Source organism: Ruegeria sp. AM2 (assembly GCF_056540685.1).
In genome coordinates this window covers 952847-969984 of record NZ_JBQFXE010000001.1, presented here as the reverse complement: position 1 = coordinate 969984, position 17138 = coordinate 952847, and the positions used below count along the sequence as shown (strand labels likewise).

The window sequence follows — 17138 nt, the reverse complement described above, 5'->3', positions numbered from 1 at the left end:
GTCTTATATTCGAAACATGCGACACATCCTGATAATTTGCGCGGCCTGCGTCGCGATTGCAGCCCCTGCCAACGCGCAGGAGGACTCGGGTAAATCTCTGATGGAGAGAGGGGCCGAATTGTTCCTGGAGGGCTTTAGGCAAGAGATGGAGCCGACGCTGGATGATCTAAGGACACTGGCCGATCAGTTCGGCCCGGCGCTTCAGTCGTTCATGCAGGAAATGGGGCCGGCGCTGGCGGAATTGGCCAATCAGGTGCAGGATTGGAGCCGCTACGAAGCGCCTGAGATGTTGCCCAACGGCGATATCATCATCCGAAAGAAACCGCTGCAGGACAAGCCCGAGCCTGAAGATACGCCATCGGATGGGTATACGGATCTCTGATCAGCCTCGGATAATCACTCGCGTTTCGGATTTCAGGGCGCTGGCAAGGGAGTTCAGTCGCGCCTCGGCCACTTCGTTGAACAGGGGTTTGGCCGACTTGGGCAGTCGCAGTTCAAGCTCATGCTTCTTGGGATAGAACCGTAGGGTTCCCATGGGCGCGTCGCTTTGCATCCACAGCATTGCCCCGAACCTCATGGCTTTACCCAGAATCTCAGCTTGTTTCTGGTCACGCTCGTCCAGCAGCTCGTAAAGACCGGCAAACCGCGTACCCTCGCGCTTGTTTCGGTAGCGATGTTGCAGGGCGAGGCCGATGAACACACGTTCCGAATGCTTAAGGCCGCTCATGTTGGCACGAGTTACGTTCTCAAAACATACTTCGGCGCGATAGTCGGGATGCGCGCGCCAGCTGACGTCATGAAGCAGGCAGGCGGCCTTGATCAGCCTGACCTTTTGCGGCGGCGCTGACTTAAACAAGGGCATCACGAAGTCAAACAGGTGTTTGCCGAAACCGGGCAGTCGGGCGTCCTTGGCCTCGGCAAAGCGACTGGCCTCGATCAGGGGATCGCGGTCGCGCAGATGTTGCGGCATCTGCTGGTACAGCAATCCTTCGCGGATACCATAGCTGGAAATCGCGATATCCTTGGGCTTGAAGGTGCGGATCAGACGGGACAAAACGTCCATCGCGTAAGGGATCAACGCCATACGAGAGCCCGAGACCGCGGCCTGACTGCGCAATTTGTCGGGGTCGCTCTTTTCGATGAATTTTATGGTTTCCCGCACCTGTCGGTGGGTCATCCGGTATTCGTGCAGCACGTTCAACGGATAGCCACGCCGTAGCATATCGATCCGCGCAAAAGCGCGCCAACTTCCGCCCACCAGAAACAGCCGGTCGCGCTGAGGGCCCATCCGGTCCTTCATGTCTTCCAGAGTCTTTTTGATGTGCGCTTTGCGCGCCCGCCGGCCGCCCTTGATGTCGCGCAGCTTGAGAGGACCAAGCGGTGAAGTCATTCGGCGACCAACGTCGCCATCGCCGATCTCGGCCAATTCCACCGAAGATCCGCCAATGTCGCAGATCAGACCATAGGCACCAGGCCAGCCCAACAGTACGCCTTGCGCGGACAGGCGTGCTTCCTCCTCTCCGTCTACAACATTTATCATCAGGCCGGTCTCTGCCTCGACCTGCGCGCAGAATTCAGGCCCGTCCGCCGCCTCACGAACAGCAGCTGTGGCAACGGCGTGCAGGGCAGGTAGGCCGATATCTTTGGCTAGGAACTGGAAGCGTTGGATCGCGGACAAGGCGCGCTCACGTCCACGGGGGTTCAGGCGGCCTGTCTCAGACAGCCCGGCACCCAATTCGCACATGACTTTTTCATTGTAGAAATACGCCGGAGACCGCGCGGCCCCGTCAAAGATCACCATCCGGACCGAGTTTGAACCGATATCCACCACGCCCACCCGCGACAGCGCCCGCGCGCCGGGATCATCGACCAGCGGTTTTCCGAAAGGCCCGTAGTCCTGGGGTTCCGTTTCGATGGTCTGTTCCATGTGGCTTCCAGTTGTTTGTGGCACAGGATGCGAAATCAGGGGTTCCCGGTCAATCACCGGGACCGGGTATCGGGTATGATGTATTCAGAACGCGAACAGCCAGCGCGCGTGTGATGTCTCGTTTCTCACTAAGCGCCAATGCATCCAACTGATCCACAACGTCGGCGGCAGTTTCAAAGCTGCGATCCATGTGTTTGACGAGATACGCGATCACTTCCGGCCCTGGGTTGAGCTGCCGGTCCAGAAACAGCTTGGCCAGTACAGCGCCCAGCAATGCATCGTCCGGACCGTCCAAAGCCACATGATGCGCCCCTTCGACCCGGCTTTGCAGATCAGCCAAAGGCAGTTTCCACAGCTTGGGGGCAGTGCGACCAGTCATGAGCAAGGCGTGGCCTTCAGCGAGTGTCAGATTGTGCAGATGAAACAAAGTCTTCTGCTGGTCCAAGTCCGTAGCGATCGTTGGAACATCCTCGACCGCGACAGGCGATCGCGCCAGTTCAGGGACGTCTTCATGTCGCAACGCCGCAGCTTGCACGATACGCCCGCCGGTTTCGGCCGCCCAGACATGGGCCAAGTGGGTTTTTCCCGCACCGGCCGGTCCGGTCAGCACCAGCTTGTTTCCGGGCCACGACGTGGCCGACATCATCGCGACAGCCAACGCATTGGCTGGAGAAACGAAGAAATCCTCTCGCCCCAGTGCAGTTTTCGAGGGCAGGTCAAAGCTGAGCTGAGTAGCCATTTATTCGCCGTCCTGCTGCTGTCCTTCCAAACCGGTGTAAAGACGGCTGCCCAAGTATTGCTCGGTCCCAAACCGTGCAAGTACGCCAAGCGCTGCGGCCACCGGAACAGCGATCAACATGCCAACAAATCCAAAGAGCGCGCCGAATACCGACAGCGCCAGCAGCAGCCAAACCGGGTGCAGGCCGACGGAACTGCCAACCAGCTTGGGGGTCAGGAAATTACCCTCGGTCACCTGACCCAGCGCAAAGATTCCGGCGACCAGCCCGATATGGGCCCAGTCGCCCCAGAACTGGAACAGGGCGAGGCCGATTGCCAAAGACCCGCCGATCAGCGCGCCCAGATAAGGGATGAACGTGACAAGCCCCGCGATGAACCCAACAATCAGTCCGAATTGCAGACCAACCAACATCAGCGCGACGGCGTAATACGTTCCCAGAATCAGACAGACCGTCCCCATGCCGCGCACGAATGAGGCCAGTACGGCATCAATCTCGCCAGCCAGTCGAATGATGGTCGGGGCGTGGTCACGCGGCAGCAGCTCTCCGATCCGCTTGATCATCCGGTCCCAGTCCATCAGCAGGTACACCGCGACGACGGGTACGATCACGATCAGCACAACGACATTGATTGCCGAACCAACCGAAGCCAGCAACGTCTGCAGGACATCGCCGGTTTTGGATTTGAGCGTTTCGCCGAAGGACACTAACATTTGGTGCGTATTAGATTGTTGGTCCAACAGGGACGGGAACCGGCTTTCGATGAAGCCGCGTAATTGACGGAACAGGTTGGGAAGAGTGTCGACAAGGTCCAGAAGCTGCGTGATCAGCGCAGGCACCACCATCACGATGAGCAGAACAAATCCAAGAACCGCGACGACGGTGATGATCCCGGTCGCGGCCATCCGGGACAAACCCAGCCTTTCAAGCCGATCCGCGACAGGGTCCAGAAAATACGCAATAGCGCCGCCGATGACAAATGGCAGCAGCACATCACCCAGGAACCAAAACACCAGAACAAAGAGTGCAGCCACAATACCCCAGTACCGAAGCTGATCCTTAACCGGCAGAGCCATGGTGATCCCCTTGTTGCGGCCTTTGCAGGTGTTCTTCGCTTATCGACGCCTGCGATGCAAGCGGTTCATCACCCAGAGGTTTTCCGGGTGCTAATCGCGCAACGTTCCCAACTCGGGCGTGTCATGTGCCGCTGTTTCATCAGGCCAGTTGGTGCGCCAGATTTCAGCCGACCAGTGCCCACAATGCACCGCAGGCCGGTCGAAACCAGCAACCGGAGGCAGCAGCGGCGCGACCACGACATCATGTCTTGGCACGGCAAAATACGGGAAGGAATATCGTTCCTTTCCGGACTTGTTGACGACCCGGTGCGGCGTCGACTTCAAACGGCCACCCGACCAAAGTTCCAGCATGTCGCCGATATTGACCACGAATCCACCCGGTGGACAGTCCGGTGTGATCCATCCTCCGTCCCGGGTCTGGACCTCAAGCCCGCCAACCGGGTCGGGAGCAATTATGGTCAGCGCGTCCGTGTCCTTGTGCGGATGGATGCCGTACCCGCTCTCTTCCGGAGCTTGCGGCGGGTAATGAAGCAGCGTCATGTTGGTCATCGGATCGCGGAACGCATCCCGCAACTGACCGGGTTTGACCTCAAGTCCAGCCTCAAGCGCGCCCAGCAACAGGTCCGTGACCTCGTCCAGGCAGGCCCAATAGTTCAAAATGATATCCCGCGCTTCGGGAACTTCTTGTGGCCAGATGTTTGGGCCATACAGCGCGCATTCTTCACGGATCGGTGCGTTTTCGAGGACTTCATAGTGCAGCTTATACCCCTCGTACTTGTCCGCCTGACCCGAGCCATCATTGGGCGAAAAGAAACCCATGGAGATATAGCCGCGATAGGCCTCGCGGGTGATCGCCTGATCCCATTTGCGCTGCTCTGGAATGTCGAAGATCGCGCGCACCACGGTCCGAACCTGATCCACCATGGATGGAGGCACACCCGTTCCGGTAATGGAGAGGAAACCAATCCCGGTGCAAGCCTCAAGGATATTCTGCACTGTCGCGCCATCGTCCGGGCGTTCCCGAAGCGGCGAGATGTCGATTGTCGGGATGCAATCCATCAGTGCACCCGAACGCCCTGACGATCCAGTTCCGCATGGACCAGTGTCAGGTCCATGTTGTGAAGTTCCTGATTGCTTTTTAACGCCAATGCGGCAGCAATACCGGCGCCCTGACCCATGACAGCACAGCAGGACATGTTGCGCGTTGCGGCGTGCGCTACCCGGTCCGCCCCATGTGATCGGCCAGCGACCAGCAGGCCTTTGACCCCTTTGGGCAGCATCGACCGATAGGGGATCTGCATATAGCGACCAGTCGTCGGTAGGATCAGGATGCCGTAGCCATCAATAAATTCGGGATAAATGCCGATGGAGTCCTCGAACCGTCCCTGATTTCGCGCGTCGTTTTCGGTCATATTGTAGACCGCGTCGATCTTGCGTGTGTCCCGAATGCCGATGGTCATACCAAAGTTGCGTAACCGGGCGTTTTCGCAGCCGGGCATGAACCGACGCAGCGCTTCGATGGCCAGCATGGATTGGCGGCGCCCTTCGATTTCACCCCGCGTCAGGCTGTCAGGATCGGTGCCGTCGATGCCGTCCATGTGGATCAGGTTCATATAGGTCAACTCACCCGTGTCGTGCATCGCGCCCCATGTGCCCGCGATCGTGTTCAGATGTGCCGGGATCAACCCCTGTTCGATCGCCTGCTGGAAAGGTTTCTTGACGAAGGGCGAGAACATGTCGTCCTCTTTCCCGCTTGTCTCGATGTTCCATTCACCGCCGCCGCCCCAGTCCTTATAGGTCTGCGGGTCAGCCTTGATGCCTTCCATAAAGGCGCGTTTGTCCACACCGGCAAGATGGAACATCACCGATGCCGCCATCATGTCCTCGCGTGCGGTTTTGTGCGTTGGCGCGCCCGCGCGGTGGGCGACGTCTGCGTCCCCCGTGGCGTCGATCACGATGCGGGCCAGAATCGCCTCGCGCCCGGCCTTGGATTCGGTGATGACGCCGGTGATCCGGTCGCCCTCCATGATCGGAGCGACGAATTGACGGTGCAACATGGGATGAACACCAGCCTCTTCGACCAGTTTGTCCGCTACCAGCTTGAACCCCTCGCTGTCCAACTCATAGCTGAGGGATTGGCTTTCGGGCACAGCCGCGCCCATTTCCTTGGCGCGGGTTTCAAACTCCATGCCGATGCCACCTGCCTCAACCGTTTGTTCGTGCCGATACCATGCGAATCCTTCGACACCGACGGCAGTGATATTGCCGCCCATGCAACCGAACCGATCCATCAAGGTGACCTCGGCCCCGGCGCGCGCCGCAGCCAGCGCCGCTGACAGCCCCGCGGGACCTGAACCCACCACCAGAACATCGGTCTGATGCACGACGGGAATTTCGCGGGCGGGTTCGGTGATGGTCTGCATGGCAGTCTCGCTTTGTTTCTTTCGTATCACCTTTGAGTTTCCTGACTGGTGGGTCAATTATGAATCCGACGGTTGCAAGGTCGCAAAACTGCCAATGCACGATTGCCCCCGGCAAGCCTTTGGCATAATCACCCAATTGTTGAAGTATCACCTAAAAGGTTACGAAATGCGCCTGAGCCGTTACTTTCTGCCCGTTCTCAAGGAAAACCCATCCGAGGCTCAGATTGTCAGCCACCGGCTGATGCTGCGCGCAGGGATGATCAAACAGGCTGCCGCCGGGATTTATTCCTGGTTGCCAATGGGGTTCAAAGTCCTGCGCAAGCTGGAAAATATCGTGCACGAGGAACAGGCGCGCGCTGGGCATATTGCAATCCAGATGCCGATCCTGCAATCGGCCGATCTATGGCGCGAATCCGGACGGTATGACGATTACGGTCAGGAAATGCTTCGGATGAAGGACCGGCATGACCGGGATATACTTTTTACGCCCACGGCCGAGGAGTTGGTAACGGATATCTTCCGGGGTCACGTCAACAGCTACAAAGACCTGCCGCTAACGCTCTACCAAATTCAGTGGAAGTTCCGCGATGAAATCCGCCCGCGTTTCGGCGTCATGCGCGGACGCGAGTTCTACATGAAGGACGGCTACAATTTCGACCTGACCAAAGAGGACGCGCTGCACGCCTATAACCGCCATCTGGTCAGCTATCTGCGCACCTATGAACGGATGGGCCTGCAAGCCATCCCGATGCGTGCCGACTCCGGCCCCATCGGCGGCGACTACACGCATGAGTTTCTTGTTCTGGCAGACACTGGCGAGTCCGAGGTCTTCTATGACAGCGCCGTGACCGATCTGACATTTGGGGATCGCGAGATCGATTATGACAGCCGCGAACAATGTCAGGCCATTTTGGAAGAGTTTACCTCAAAATACGCCCGCACGGACGAAACCCATGATGAGGCGCTCTTTAATGAGGTTCCAGAAGACCGCCGTCGCGTGGCGCGTGGAATCGAAGTTGGGCAAATCTTCTATTTCGGTACTCAGTACTCCGAACCGCTGGGCGCGACGGTGCAAGGCCCTGATGGCAAGCCGGTTCCGGTTCACATGGGCAGCCATGGTATCGGTGTCAGCCGCCTGCTGGGTGCGATCATCGAGGCCAGCCATGACGACAAGGGTATTATCTGGCCCGAAGGCGTCACACCATTCCATTGCGGGATCGTTAATCTGAAACAGGGTGATGATGAGGCGGATGCGGCCTGTGAAAAAATCTACAAAGCGCTGACCGCGCTGGGTCTTGAGCCGCTTTATGATGATCGTAACGAACGGGCAGGGGGCAAGTTTGCGACTATGGACCTGATCGGTCTGCCCTGGCGAATTACCGTCGGTCCGCGTGGTCTGAAGAATGGTGTTGTTGAACTGACAAGCCGGAAGACGGGTGAAAGCGAAGAACTCAGCCCCGAGGCGGCAGTGACCAAAATCGCGGAAATCTACGACGGCGTCGCCTGAAACAGGTTGGCTTTAGATTGCACCCGATGTCGGGCGTGCCCGCAGCACGTCCCCGTCCGCGTCGCAGCCGCGTGCGACAACGATGGGGCGTCCCATTCTGCGTACAAGGTCGACCAATTCAAAACCGAGGAATCGTAGGCCACAGACCTGCTCTCCGGTCATGCGATCCGTCACACATAGACGCCCGCTTCGAAATTCCAGACGATAGCCTTTGTCCCTGAGAATATCCGCCAAGCTGGCCCAACTTGCAGCGCCGGCGAATAGAGGCCTAATCGCGGCCCGTAGCAATGCCGCCGTTTCGCAATCCAGGTCTGATGTTGCGTTCCGGGTCAAAATCGGACCCGGGGTTTCAATGTTTCCTTCAATACCCATGAGCGACCCCCGCTCTTACTAAATACGTTCCCCCAAGAATAGAGTGACAAAATTCCGGAAAATAAGCAAAACACGAAATAAAATTGCTCTGGTTTTGTTGCATTTGGAATTCAGTTTATGTCTCCATGCCCTCATTAACTTCATAACTGAAACAATTAGCCCTTGTCTGTGAACGGCGTCACAACCATTGGTGTAACCGATTGGGCGCGTGATCGCTTATTTATTGAGTGCCCTTCGCGTGTGATTCGATTCAAGCTAAATTCGCCCGCCTAAGGCATGTCGACTGAGGCGCATACCGCCACAACCTGCTTGACCCCCGCGCGAAATGCCGAAAGGGTCGCGCAAAACCGATAACCGAGGCAGGAATGGCCAAATCCCCCCCGCCCTTTGCTCCGTTCGAATGGAAAATTGCCTGGCGCTACCTGAGGGCCCGCCGGGCCGAAGGTGGTGTCAGCGTCATGACCTGGATTTCTCTGATCGGGATCACCTTGGCCGTCTTTGCCCTAATCGCGACGCTCTCGGTCCGGTCCGGTTTCCGGTCCGAGTTTGTGGGCACCATTCTGGGGGCCAACGCGCATGTCACCGTCTATTCGGCGGGCGAGATAGATGATCGCGGCCGCGTGGACCGGACAATCGCTGATTTTGACACCATGGCCGAACGCATCGCGCAGGTGCCAGGGGTGGAGAGAACCGCGCCCTTGGTCAAAGGGCAGGTGCTGATCACCAATGCGGATCGCAGCTCGGGCGTTCAGGTATTTGGCATTCGGCCAGATGACCTGCAAAGCCTGCCGGGCATTGCCGAGGCTGAACAATCAGCAGGAGATTTGTCGCAATTTGCCAACGGGATTGCCATCGGGTCGGGCGTGGCGCGTACGATTGGCGCAACCGTGGGCGATCGGGTCAAGATGACATCGCCCAATGGGGTCAAGACTGCCTTTGGAACCTCGCCACGCGTGAACGCCTATGACGTGGTCTATGTGTTCTCGGCAGGCCGCTATGATATTGACCGCACTCGGGTCTACATGCCGTTTGACGAGGCGCAGAGCTTTTTCAACCGCGAAGGCGTGGCCGATGAGATCGAGGTGATGGTCGACCGCCCCGAGGAGATTGGCCCGATGCTGATCCCTATCATCGAAGCGGCGGGTGAACGCAGTCAGGTCTGGACATGGCAGGACGCTTCGGGTGGGTTCCTGCGCGCGTTGGAGGTCGAGGACAACGTGATGTTCATCATCCTGTCGATCCTTGTCCTGATCGCGGCGATGAATATCGTGTCGGGGTTGATCATGCTGGTCAAAAACAAAGGGCGCGATATTGGCATTCTGCGAACAATCGGCCTGAGCGAGGGCTCGATTTTGCGGGTTTTTTTCATCTGCGGCGCGTTCACGGGGATCATCGGGACGACGATGGGTGTCATCCTGGGCTGCCTCTTTGCACTCTATATCGACCCGATCTTCTCATTCGTGAATTATGTGATGGGCGGCGGTGTTTGGGACCCGTCCATTCGCGGCATCTATGCGCTTCCGGCCGAGTTGCATCTGTCAGATGTGCTCAAAGCGATTGGATTGTCTTTGGGCTTGTCCTTCCTCGTCACCTATTTCCCAGCGCGTCGTGCGGCGCGGCTAAATCCGGTTGAGGCATTGCGCTATGAGTGATGTGACACTGCGCCTGAGCGGTCTGACCAAAACCTACCTGCCAGGTACGCCGGGTGAAGTGCAGGTTCTGCGCGGGGTCGATCTGGACCTGCGCGCCGGTGAGGCGGTGGCCCTTGTGGCACCGTCCGGGGCGGGCAAGTCGACGCTGTTGCATATTGCAGGATTGCTGGACACCCCGGATCACGGTTCGGTCGAGATCACGGGACAGGCCGCCACAGGCAAGGGTGACCGCACCCGCACAGCCATTCGCAGGCGAGATGTTGGGTTCGTTTACCAATTCCATCATTTGTTGCCAGAATTCACGGCTTTGGAAAACATCGTCTTGCCGCAATTGGCGAACGGGACATCTGACAAGGCGGCGCGGGACCGTGCGATGATGCTGTTGGACCGGGTCGGTGTCGCGGCGCGATCAGACCACCGGCCAGCGGCCCTGTCGGGCGGAGAACAGCAGCGGGTTGCGTTTTGTCGGGCGCTCGCCAACGAACCCAGCGTTCTTTTGGCTGACGAACCAACGGGCAACCTTGATCCCGACACGTCTGATCAGGTCTTCTCGGCGCTGATGGACCTAGTGCGTGAGGCCGGATTGTCCGCGCTGATTGCGACGCACAATCTGGACCTCGCGGCCCGAATGGATCGGATGCTGAGGCTTGAGGGCGGAGTGCTCAGGCCAGTTGAGTGATCGCGACACCGATTGCCATCACTGTGATTCCGCCCGCCCGCATCAGGGTCAGCGGGGTGACCTGTGCCCCAAACAGGCCAAAATGATCGATGGCGGCTGTGCTGATCAATTGTCCGAGCAAGACGAAGAAAACGGCGTTGCCGACCCCGAAATGCGGGGCGACATGTGTGATCGACAAAACGTAGAAAGCAATCAGGACGCCTGCGAGCAACAAGTGTTTCGGCGCCTGTGTGACTTTGGCCAGCGCGGTCATGCCCGGAAAGACCAGCATCACGACGGCTGATGCCGCGAAAGCTATTGCAAACAAAACGACCGCAGCCGTCGTGGGGGAACCGATCAGCTTACCCAGTGCGGCGTTTAGGGCGGCGAGAATGGGCACTCCGATCCCGGCTGCCAGCATGATCGCTGCATATTGTGTCATCGCCCTAACCCCTTGTGCCGCTTCGTTGATCTGGATCATTGCGCCATAGAGCCCATCCGGCAAGTCTGAGTTTGCGGGGCTGGAAGGAGGAAAGTGATGAATAGGGCAATGCTTGGGACAAGTTTGGCGATCTTGGTTGGCCTGACTTCACAGGCCACATTCGCGCAGGATGCCGAAACGGGCGCGGAACTCTACATGCATTATTGCGCTACGTGCCACGGGTTGGACGCGACAGGTCACGGGCCGATGGCTGGTGTTTTGGTGATCCAACCGACAAATCTGAAAGCTCTGTCCGGCGAAGACGGTGTATTCCCCACAGCGCGAGTTGTGGCACGCATCGATGGTCGTGACCCGTTGGTCAGCCACGGCAGCCCCATGCCTGTTTATGGTCCGTATTTCGAGGGGAACGACACGGCCATCAAAACTCCAGCCGGGCAGCCGATCCTGACCAGCAAGCCAATTGCGGATTTGGTTGAGTATCTGAAAACGCTTCAGGGCAACTGACAGGTTCAGCCGCAGATACCGTTGACTTCCGCGCCCGCCCAAGGCAGCCCAATGTCGCTCTCGCGTCGGCTGCCAGGCAATTGCGCGACGTCAAAATGAGGGCTCAGCATATCATGCAGACGCTGTGTACGCGGCGCATCCGGGTCCAGAGCGCGGCAGCATACGTATTCTTCGACGATCGCGCCCTGCTGCTCAAACCCATAGGCCAGAAAGTCAGGCGAGGTATCCAGATCGAACAGATATGGATCATTCTGCCGACCATGTTCGGCTGCCGCGCGTAATGGGTGATAGCCAGTGGTCTTTCGGTTTTGCCATTGCCAGACATGGGTCAACTCGTGCGCCAGAAGCATGGCGGCGATCAGGTTCACTCGCTCGGGGTACTGAGACATATAGTCGTCCAGATACCAATCCCTTGTGAAATAAACGCGGTTGAACAGGGCCACGGCTGCTGGTTTCCCCGTCACGACTTCTTCGGTGACCGGCGGTAGAATCCGTTCGCGACAAGCCAGTCGGGGGCGGGCTTTCCGCGTATATGTGATTGCAGCCACTGGCGCGCCTTCGACCAGTCGAACGCGGTCCAGATCAAGGGTTTCTCCGTGAATATTGCCCGCAAAAGCGCGTTCTTGCTCGGTCAAAGGGCGACCGCAGGACGCAAACAGTATCAGGATCGAAATCAGCAGGGGGCGAACCATGCCCGAAAGCCTAGAGCACCTGATCCGCGCTGCAAGACGTTTTCACAGGCTCATCGCCAGAACCCGGCTGATTTCGTTAAGTGACCGACCGGATTGATCCATCCAGGTGTTAAATGCCTCCTGCACTGCAGTCAGGGCTTTCTTCGAAGTGGCGGGTTTGTCGATCACGCCCTCGGCGATCAGGCGCGCGGTGACGTCCTGCGACAGGATGAAACTGTCGCGCCCCGCAAATCGCATCGAATTCTGCGCGGTTGCCCCACCCAGCCGTGATCCGCGTTTGCCCAGCATGGCCAGCAGGCCGATAAAGTCGGTCGAGGGCCAACCCCCCAGTACCGTGCCAGCGCCCCCTTCTTCGCGTAGTTCCAGCAAGAAAGCCGCGTTGTCGCGCACTGTCGCGATCTTGGTGCCGTTCCGCACGATCGAGGTGTCCTGGAGCAAGGCGTCGAACTTCTCGTCATCCATAAAGGCGCATCGGCCAACGTCAAAACCGTCGAACGCGGTTTCGAATCCGTCCCATTTGGCCTCAATCACCTTCCAATTGAAACCGGCCTGAAAAATGGACTTGGTGATTATCGACAACCAGCGATCTTCTGGCATTTGCGCCAGTTCTTCGGTTGATTTCGGCTTGCTGAGCGTGCTTTCCAGCGCCTCAGAGCCTCCATGGCGTTGCGCTGAAATTTCATAAATCTCTTCAAAGTGACGCATAGATGTGTCCTCCGCCCGTCGAGTGTTGCCTTTTTGTTCCTGTCTGGCAAGCTGAATTTTTGGGCCTCTAAACACAGGAAGGGGGCGGTGAACAGATTTATAATTGACTAGTCAATCAATATCCCGCACGTTGCCCGGCATCGGCGTAGGGAACCGGATTGAAAAGGGTTGTATGCAAGCACTGAAATGGCTCTGATAGCGACACAAAGAAAACCGGGTTCCACAGCAACTGTCACCTTTCCTTTTGCGACCGAATTTGTGCATGTTGCGACAGGGCGCTTTAGCCAATCCATTCCCCAAGAAACGCGGGAACAGCAAAAATGAACAGGGAGTTCTGAGTTATGAAAAAACTGAGTGTCAGCCTTTTGGCAATGACCGTCGCCGGGTCGGCCTATGCCGCCGATATGGGCGCTGTGGATGAACCGATCAAACTGGCCATCAACGAATGGACCGGTCAGCACGTCACCACGCATGTCGCGGGTGAGATGCTGAAGGCTGCCGGTTACAACGTCGAATACGTTACCGCAGGCATGATGAACCAGTTCCAGGCGCTGGCCGATGGCGATATCGATGCGACGCTTGAGATCTGGTCCTCGAACGTCTCGGATGAGTACGCCAAGAAGGTGGATGAAGGCACAGTTGTAGAAATCGGTGATCTGGGTCTGGATGCCAAGGAAGGCATCGCATACCCCGCTCACGTGGCGGATCTGTGCCCCGGTCTGCCCGCATGGGAAGCGCTTAAAGAATGTGCGCAGGTCTTTGCCACGGCTGAGACGCTGCCCGGTGGTCGTCTGGTAGACTATCCTGCGGATTGGGGCACACCCGGCGCGGACCGCATGACCGGTCTCGAACTGCCTTTCAAAGCAGTCCCTGCGGGGTCCGAGGGCGCACTGATCGCCGAGCTCCGCGCATCAACCGAGCGCAAGTCGCCGCTGCTGATCACCTTCTGGCAGCCGCACTGGGCGATGTCGGCCTATGACGTTCAGTTCGTGGACCTGCCTGCAGGTGAAGAGGCGTGCTTTAACGATCCGGCGTGGGGCCCGAACCCGAACGCGGTGAACGACTGTGACTTCTCGCCCTCGCGCATCTTCAAAGCCAGCTGGAGCGGCATGGAAGACAAATGGCCCGCCGCCTATGAGATTCTCACCAACTATCAGCTTGCGGTCGAAGACCAGCAGCCGATGATGGGTGCGATCGACGTGGATGGCGGCAAAGTCGAAGAAGTCGTCGCGGCTTGGATGGCCGAGAACGAAGGCAAGTGGCGTCCGGTCGTTGACGCTGCAACGCAGTGAGCCTGCCTAAGTGACTGAAGCTAAAACGCCAGCCATTGCCTGCCAGAACCTCTGGCAGGTTTTTGGCCCCGGTGCTGACAAGGCCCTGACCGACGCGCTGTCTCGGTCAGGGAATGACGCCGACAAAGCCGCTACTGACCTGCGCGAACATGGGTTCATCCCGGCCGTGCAAGACGCTAATTTCGAGGTCAAAGAGGGCGAGCTGTTCGTCATCATGGGCCTGTCGGGTTCCGGCAAATCGACGCTGATCCGCTGTATCTCGCAATTGCTGCCCGGAACGGGCGGGGAAATTCGTGTGGACGGTGAAAACGTCATTGGTGCCTCAAAAAAGGTGCTGACCGACCTGCGTCGCAAAAAGCTGGGCATGGTGTTCCAGCATTTCGGCCTGTTTCCGCATATGACTGTGGCCGAAAACGTCGCCTATCCGCTGCGCGTTCAGGGCGTCGGCAAAAAGGAACGTCTGGCCCGCGCGCAAGAGGTGATCTCGCTGGTCGGGCTTGAGGGGCGCGAAGACAGTTTTCCCCGACAGCTTTCGGGTGGTCAGCGGCAACGCGTGGGGATTGCGCGGTCCTTGGCCGTGAACCCCGATATCTGGTTTCTGGACGAGCCATTCTCGGCGCTTGATCCCCTGATCCGCCGCCAGTTGCAGGATGAGTTCCTGCGCATTCAGGCGACGCTGAAGAAATCCATCGTTTTCATTACGCATGATATCCAAGAGGCGCTGAAGCTGGCCGACCGCATTGCCATCATGCGCGATGGCAAGATCGTTCAGATCGGCACGCCTACGGATATCGTGCTGCATCCGGTCGATGACTATGTGCGCGAATTCTCGAAAGACGTCGCCAAGGGGCAACACGCCAAGGTCGCCTCGGTCATGCGCGACGAATCCGAACGTGGCCCGGATGACCCCGGCCTTACGACCAGCATGACACTGGACGCAGCCTTGGCCCATTGCATGGAATTGTACGAACCCGTGCCCGTGCGTGATGAGGCGGGCAATATCGTCGGCACGGTTCACCCGTCCGATCTGGCCGCCGCGTTGCAGGTAGACGAGGCATGAGCGCCATAGCGGACCTCCCCGTACAGGCCCGGCTAACGGTCGGGGCCAAGGCGGCATTGATCACGGTTATCATCGGAGCCTTGTGCCTGGCGCTAGAGGGTGCCGCTCCGTGGCTGGTCAAATGGCCCGCCGCATGGGAGTTGCCTGCGACCGAGTGGGTTGGCATATTCCTCGACTGGTTCCTGAACGGCATTAAACCGGCGATGCGGCTGTTTTCCGACCTGATGACCTATCCGATGGATGCGGCCAATTTCGTGCTGGCGAACACGCCGTGGCCGATCCTGATTGGGCTGGTGACTGCGCTGGGCTGGTATCTGGGCGGGTTGCCGATGGCGGCGCTGGGGTTCTTTGGCCTCAGCTTCGTGCTGGCCTCGGGTTATTGGGCCGAGAGCATGAATACGCTGGCCCTGGTGGCGGTTTCGGTCCCTGTCGCGCTGGTTGTGGGCGGGGGGATCGGTATCCTCGCCAATGAAATCCCCCGTGTGAAGAACTTTGTTCAGGCGGTACTGGACGTAATGCAGACCGTGCCGACCTTTGCCTATCTGACGCCTCTGCTGCTGCTGTTTGGCTTTGGCCCGGTTGTTGGTCTGATCGCTTCGGCCATCTACGCCGCACCGCCGATGGCGCGCAATGTGATGCTGGGGCTGGAGCGGGTCGAACCCGAGATCAAAGAGGCCGCCATTATGTCCGGCGGAACCCGGTTCCAGCAGCTGTTTCAAGTGGAAATCCCGGCGGCAGCAACGCAGATTATGGTCGGTGTGAACCAATGCCTTATGGCTGCGCTTTCGATGGTCATCATCGCCGCCGTGATCGGCGGATTCAACGATATCGGCTGGGAGGTTCTGCTGACCATGCGCAAGGCGCAGTTCGGCGAATCCTTGATGGCCGGTCTGGTGATCGTGGTCTTTGCCGTTGTCATCGACCGCATGAGCGGCACGCTGGCAACCGAGCGCAAAAGCTATAACCAACGCGTTGTCTGGGCGGTTCTGGGCTTTACCGTGCTGTTCACAGCGGCCTTCTGGGCATGGCTACCCAACCCCTCCGAACTGACGGTGTTGGACCCGGTGGCCGGGGCAATTGACAGCGGCCTGACGGCCTTTACACAGGCCAATGGTCCATGGCTGGATGCGCTCAAGAATAACTCCCTGTTTTATGTGCTGCTGCCCCTGCGGATCGGGTTGGATCAGGCGGTGCTGCCCTTCACATGGGGGTTCCAGTGGACGCAAGGCATGAGCTACGGCCTCTTCGCTGTGGCTGCCGTCATCGCCGCTCTGATGGCGTTACGCGGGCATCTGACCGGAGGGCTGGTCGTGCTGATCCTGATCGGCATGCTTGAGACCGGCATCGCGAACCTGCCTTGGCCCTTCGTGCTGACCGGCGCTGCTGCGCTCAGCTATGTCGCGGGCGGCTGGCGTCTGGCGGCGCTTTCGGTGGGGCTGCTCTGCACCATTCTTGTTTCAGGCTTGTGGGAGCGCGCCTTGCTGTCACTCTACCTCAGCGGTGCGGCGGTGTTTTCCTGCGCCGTCGTCGGCGGGCTGATCGGTTTGGCCAGCGCAGTCTGGGTGCCCGTTTGGAAGGTCGTCCGTCCGATCTGTGACATGTTGCAGACGATCCCTCTGTTCGTGTTCCTGATCCCTGTGCTGATGGTGTTCCAGATCGGCGAATTCTCGGCTTTCCTCGCCATCTGCGCCTATGCGATCGTGCCGATGATCCGCTACACGCGACACGGGCTGGTCAACACGCCGGACGAGATGATGGAGGCCGCCATTTCCAGCGGCGCGACCGAGTGGCAGATCATGCGTGACGTGCGCGCGCCCTATGCCGCGCCGACCATCCTGCTGGGTTTGAACCAGACCATCCTCTATGCCTTTGCCATGCTGGTGATCGCCGCGCTGATCGGCACCACCGGTCTGGGTCAGTCGATCTATCTGGCGCTGGGTCAGGCGGATGTGGGGCTTGGCATCTCAGCCGGCGCAGCAATGGCGATTCTTGCGCTGATCGCCGACCGCATGGTGCAAGGCTTTGCCGAGGAACGCCGCAAGGCACTGGGATTGTAAAGAGGGCGGGGTGGCCGACCGCCCCGCTCTCGAC

17 protein-coding genes are annotated in these 17138 nt (G+C 58.7%); 8 read left to right on the top strand and 9 right to left on the bottom strand.

All coding sequences use genetic code 11. The features are described 5' to 3' along the window. The first annotated feature begins 16 nt into the window (after nt 1–16). The gene (locus ACR0CR_RS04850) at nt 17–382 is read left to right on the top strand and encodes a hypothetical protein (protein ID WP_480597247.1); all 366 of its coding nucleotides are present in this window, start codon (nt 17–19) and stop codon (nt 380–382) included. Here the strand turns inward: ACR0CR_RS04850 and ACR0CR_RS04845 are convergent, their stop codons facing one another. From ACR0CR_RS04845 to ACR0CR_RS04825, 5 genes are all read right to left on the bottom strand, one after another. After that, entirely contained in the window at nt 383–1927 is a 1545-nt protein-coding gene (locus ACR0CR_RS04845) for a Ppx/GppA family phosphatase (protein WP_480597246.1), read from the bottom strand. Nucleotides 1928–1976: 49 nt separating this feature from the next. Next, nucleotides 1977–2666, bottom strand: coding sequence for an HdaA/DnaA family protein (locus ACR0CR_RS04840; RefSeq protein ID WP_480597244.1), 690 nt, complete (start codon nt 2664–2666; stop codon nt 1977–1979). After that, complete coding sequence (locus ACR0CR_RS04835) at nt 2667–3740, bottom strand: AI-2E family transporter (protein ID WP_480597243.1); 1074 nt, start codon at nt 3738–3740, stop codon at nt 2667–2669. A gap of 90 nt (nt 3741–3830) precedes the next feature. Further along, a complete protein-coding gene (locus ACR0CR_RS04830; RefSeq protein WP_480597241.1) occupies nt 3831–4799 on the bottom strand; it encodes an isopenicillin N synthase family dioxygenase in 969 nt (322 codons plus the stop codon). Further along, a complete protein-coding gene (locus ACR0CR_RS04825; RefSeq protein WP_480597239.1) occupies nt 4799–6163 on the bottom strand; it encodes an FAD-dependent oxidoreductase in 1365 nt (454 codons plus the stop codon). Before ACR0CR_RS04825 ends, ACR0CR_RS04830 begins: the two co-directional genes overlap by 1 nt. 166 nt (nt 6164–6329) lie before the next feature. On the opposite strand from ACR0CR_RS04825, the gene proS reads away from it, so the two are divergent. Beyond that, complete coding sequence (proS, locus tag ACR0CR_RS04820; protein WP_480597527.1) at nt 6330–7670, top strand: proline--tRNA ligase; 1341 nt, start codon at nt 6330–6332, stop codon at nt 7668–7670. Between the two features lie 12 nt (nt 7671–7682). Here proS and ACR0CR_RS04815 read toward each other — a convergent pair whose 3' ends face one another. Continuing rightward, on the bottom strand, nt 7683–8042 hold the full coding sequence (locus ACR0CR_RS04815) for a hypothetical protein (RefSeq protein WP_480597237.1): 360 nt from the start codon (nt 8040–8042) through the stop codon (nt 7683–7685). Nucleotides 8043–8407: 365 nt separating this feature from the next. Here ACR0CR_RS04815 and ACR0CR_RS04810 point away from each other — a divergent pair, with 365 nt between their 5' ends. Continuing rightward, entirely contained in the window at nt 8408–9694 is a 1287-nt protein-coding gene (locus tag ACR0CR_RS04810) for a lipoprotein-releasing ABC transporter permease subunit (RefSeq protein WP_480597235.1), read from the top strand. Next, complete coding sequence (locus tag ACR0CR_RS04805; RefSeq protein ID WP_480597233.1) at nt 9687–10373, top strand: ABC transporter ATP-binding protein; 687 nt, start codon at nt 9687–9689, stop codon at nt 10371–10373. The genes ACR0CR_RS04810 and ACR0CR_RS04805 overlap by 8 nt, the downstream gene beginning before the upstream one ends. On the opposite strand, the gene ACR0CR_RS04800 is transcribed toward ACR0CR_RS04805, so the two are convergent. Beyond that, the gene (locus ACR0CR_RS04800; RefSeq protein WP_170655647.1) at nt 10357–10794 is read right to left on the bottom strand and encodes a DMT family transporter; all 438 of its coding nucleotides are present in this window, start codon (nt 10792–10794) and stop codon (nt 10357–10359) included. The two genes, ACR0CR_RS04805 and ACR0CR_RS04800, sit on opposite strands and share 17 nt — an antisense overlap. A 96-nt stretch (nt 10795–10890) precedes the next feature. Here ACR0CR_RS04800 and ACR0CR_RS04795 point away from each other — a divergent pair, with 96 nt between their 5' ends. Continuing rightward, nucleotides 10891–11298 carry a c-type cytochrome gene (locus tag ACR0CR_RS04795; RefSeq protein WP_480597230.1) on the top strand — a complete coding sequence of 136 codons (408 nt, stop codon included), beginning with the start codon at nt 10891–10893 and terminating at the stop codon, nt 11296–11298. Between the two features lie 5 nt (nt 11299–11303). On the opposite strand, the gene ACR0CR_RS04790 is transcribed toward ACR0CR_RS04795, so the two are convergent. Further along, nucleotides 11304–11990: a hypothetical protein gene (locus ACR0CR_RS04790; RefSeq protein WP_480597228.1), complete on the bottom strand. Its 687-nt coding sequence runs from the start codon at nt 11988–11990 to the stop codon at nt 11304–11306. Nucleotides 11991–12032: 42 nt separating this feature from the next. After that, on the bottom strand, nt 12033–12695 hold the full coding sequence (locus tag ACR0CR_RS04785; protein WP_480597227.1) for a DNA-3-methyladenine glycosylase I: 663 nt from the start codon (nt 12693–12695) through the stop codon (nt 12033–12035). Nucleotides 12696–13036: 341 nt separating this feature from the next. On the opposite strand from ACR0CR_RS04785, the gene ACR0CR_RS04780 reads away from it, so the two are divergent. From ACR0CR_RS04780 to ACR0CR_RS04770, 3 genes are read left to right on the top strand one after another with little or no spacing between them, the layout of a single operon-like run. Beyond that, nucleotides 13037–13987 carry an ABC transporter substrate-binding protein gene (locus ACR0CR_RS04780; protein WP_170655640.1) on the top strand — a complete coding sequence of 317 codons (951 nt, stop codon included), beginning with the start codon at nt 13037–13039 and terminating at the stop codon, nt 13985–13987. A gap of 10 nt (nt 13988–13997) precedes the next feature. After that, nucleotides 13998–15047 (top strand): quaternary amine ABC transporter ATP-binding protein, encoded by a 1050-nt coding sequence (locus ACR0CR_RS04775; RefSeq protein WP_480597225.1) that lies wholly within the window; start codon nt 13998–14000, stop codon nt 15045–15047. Next, nucleotides 15044–17104: an ABC transporter permease gene (locus ACR0CR_RS04770; protein ID WP_480597223.1), complete on the top strand. Its 2061-nt coding sequence runs from the start codon at nt 15044–15046 to the stop codon at nt 17102–17104. Before ACR0CR_RS04775 ends, ACR0CR_RS04770 begins: the two co-directional genes overlap by 4 nt. The last annotated feature ends 34 nt before the right edge of the window (nt 17105–17138 follow it).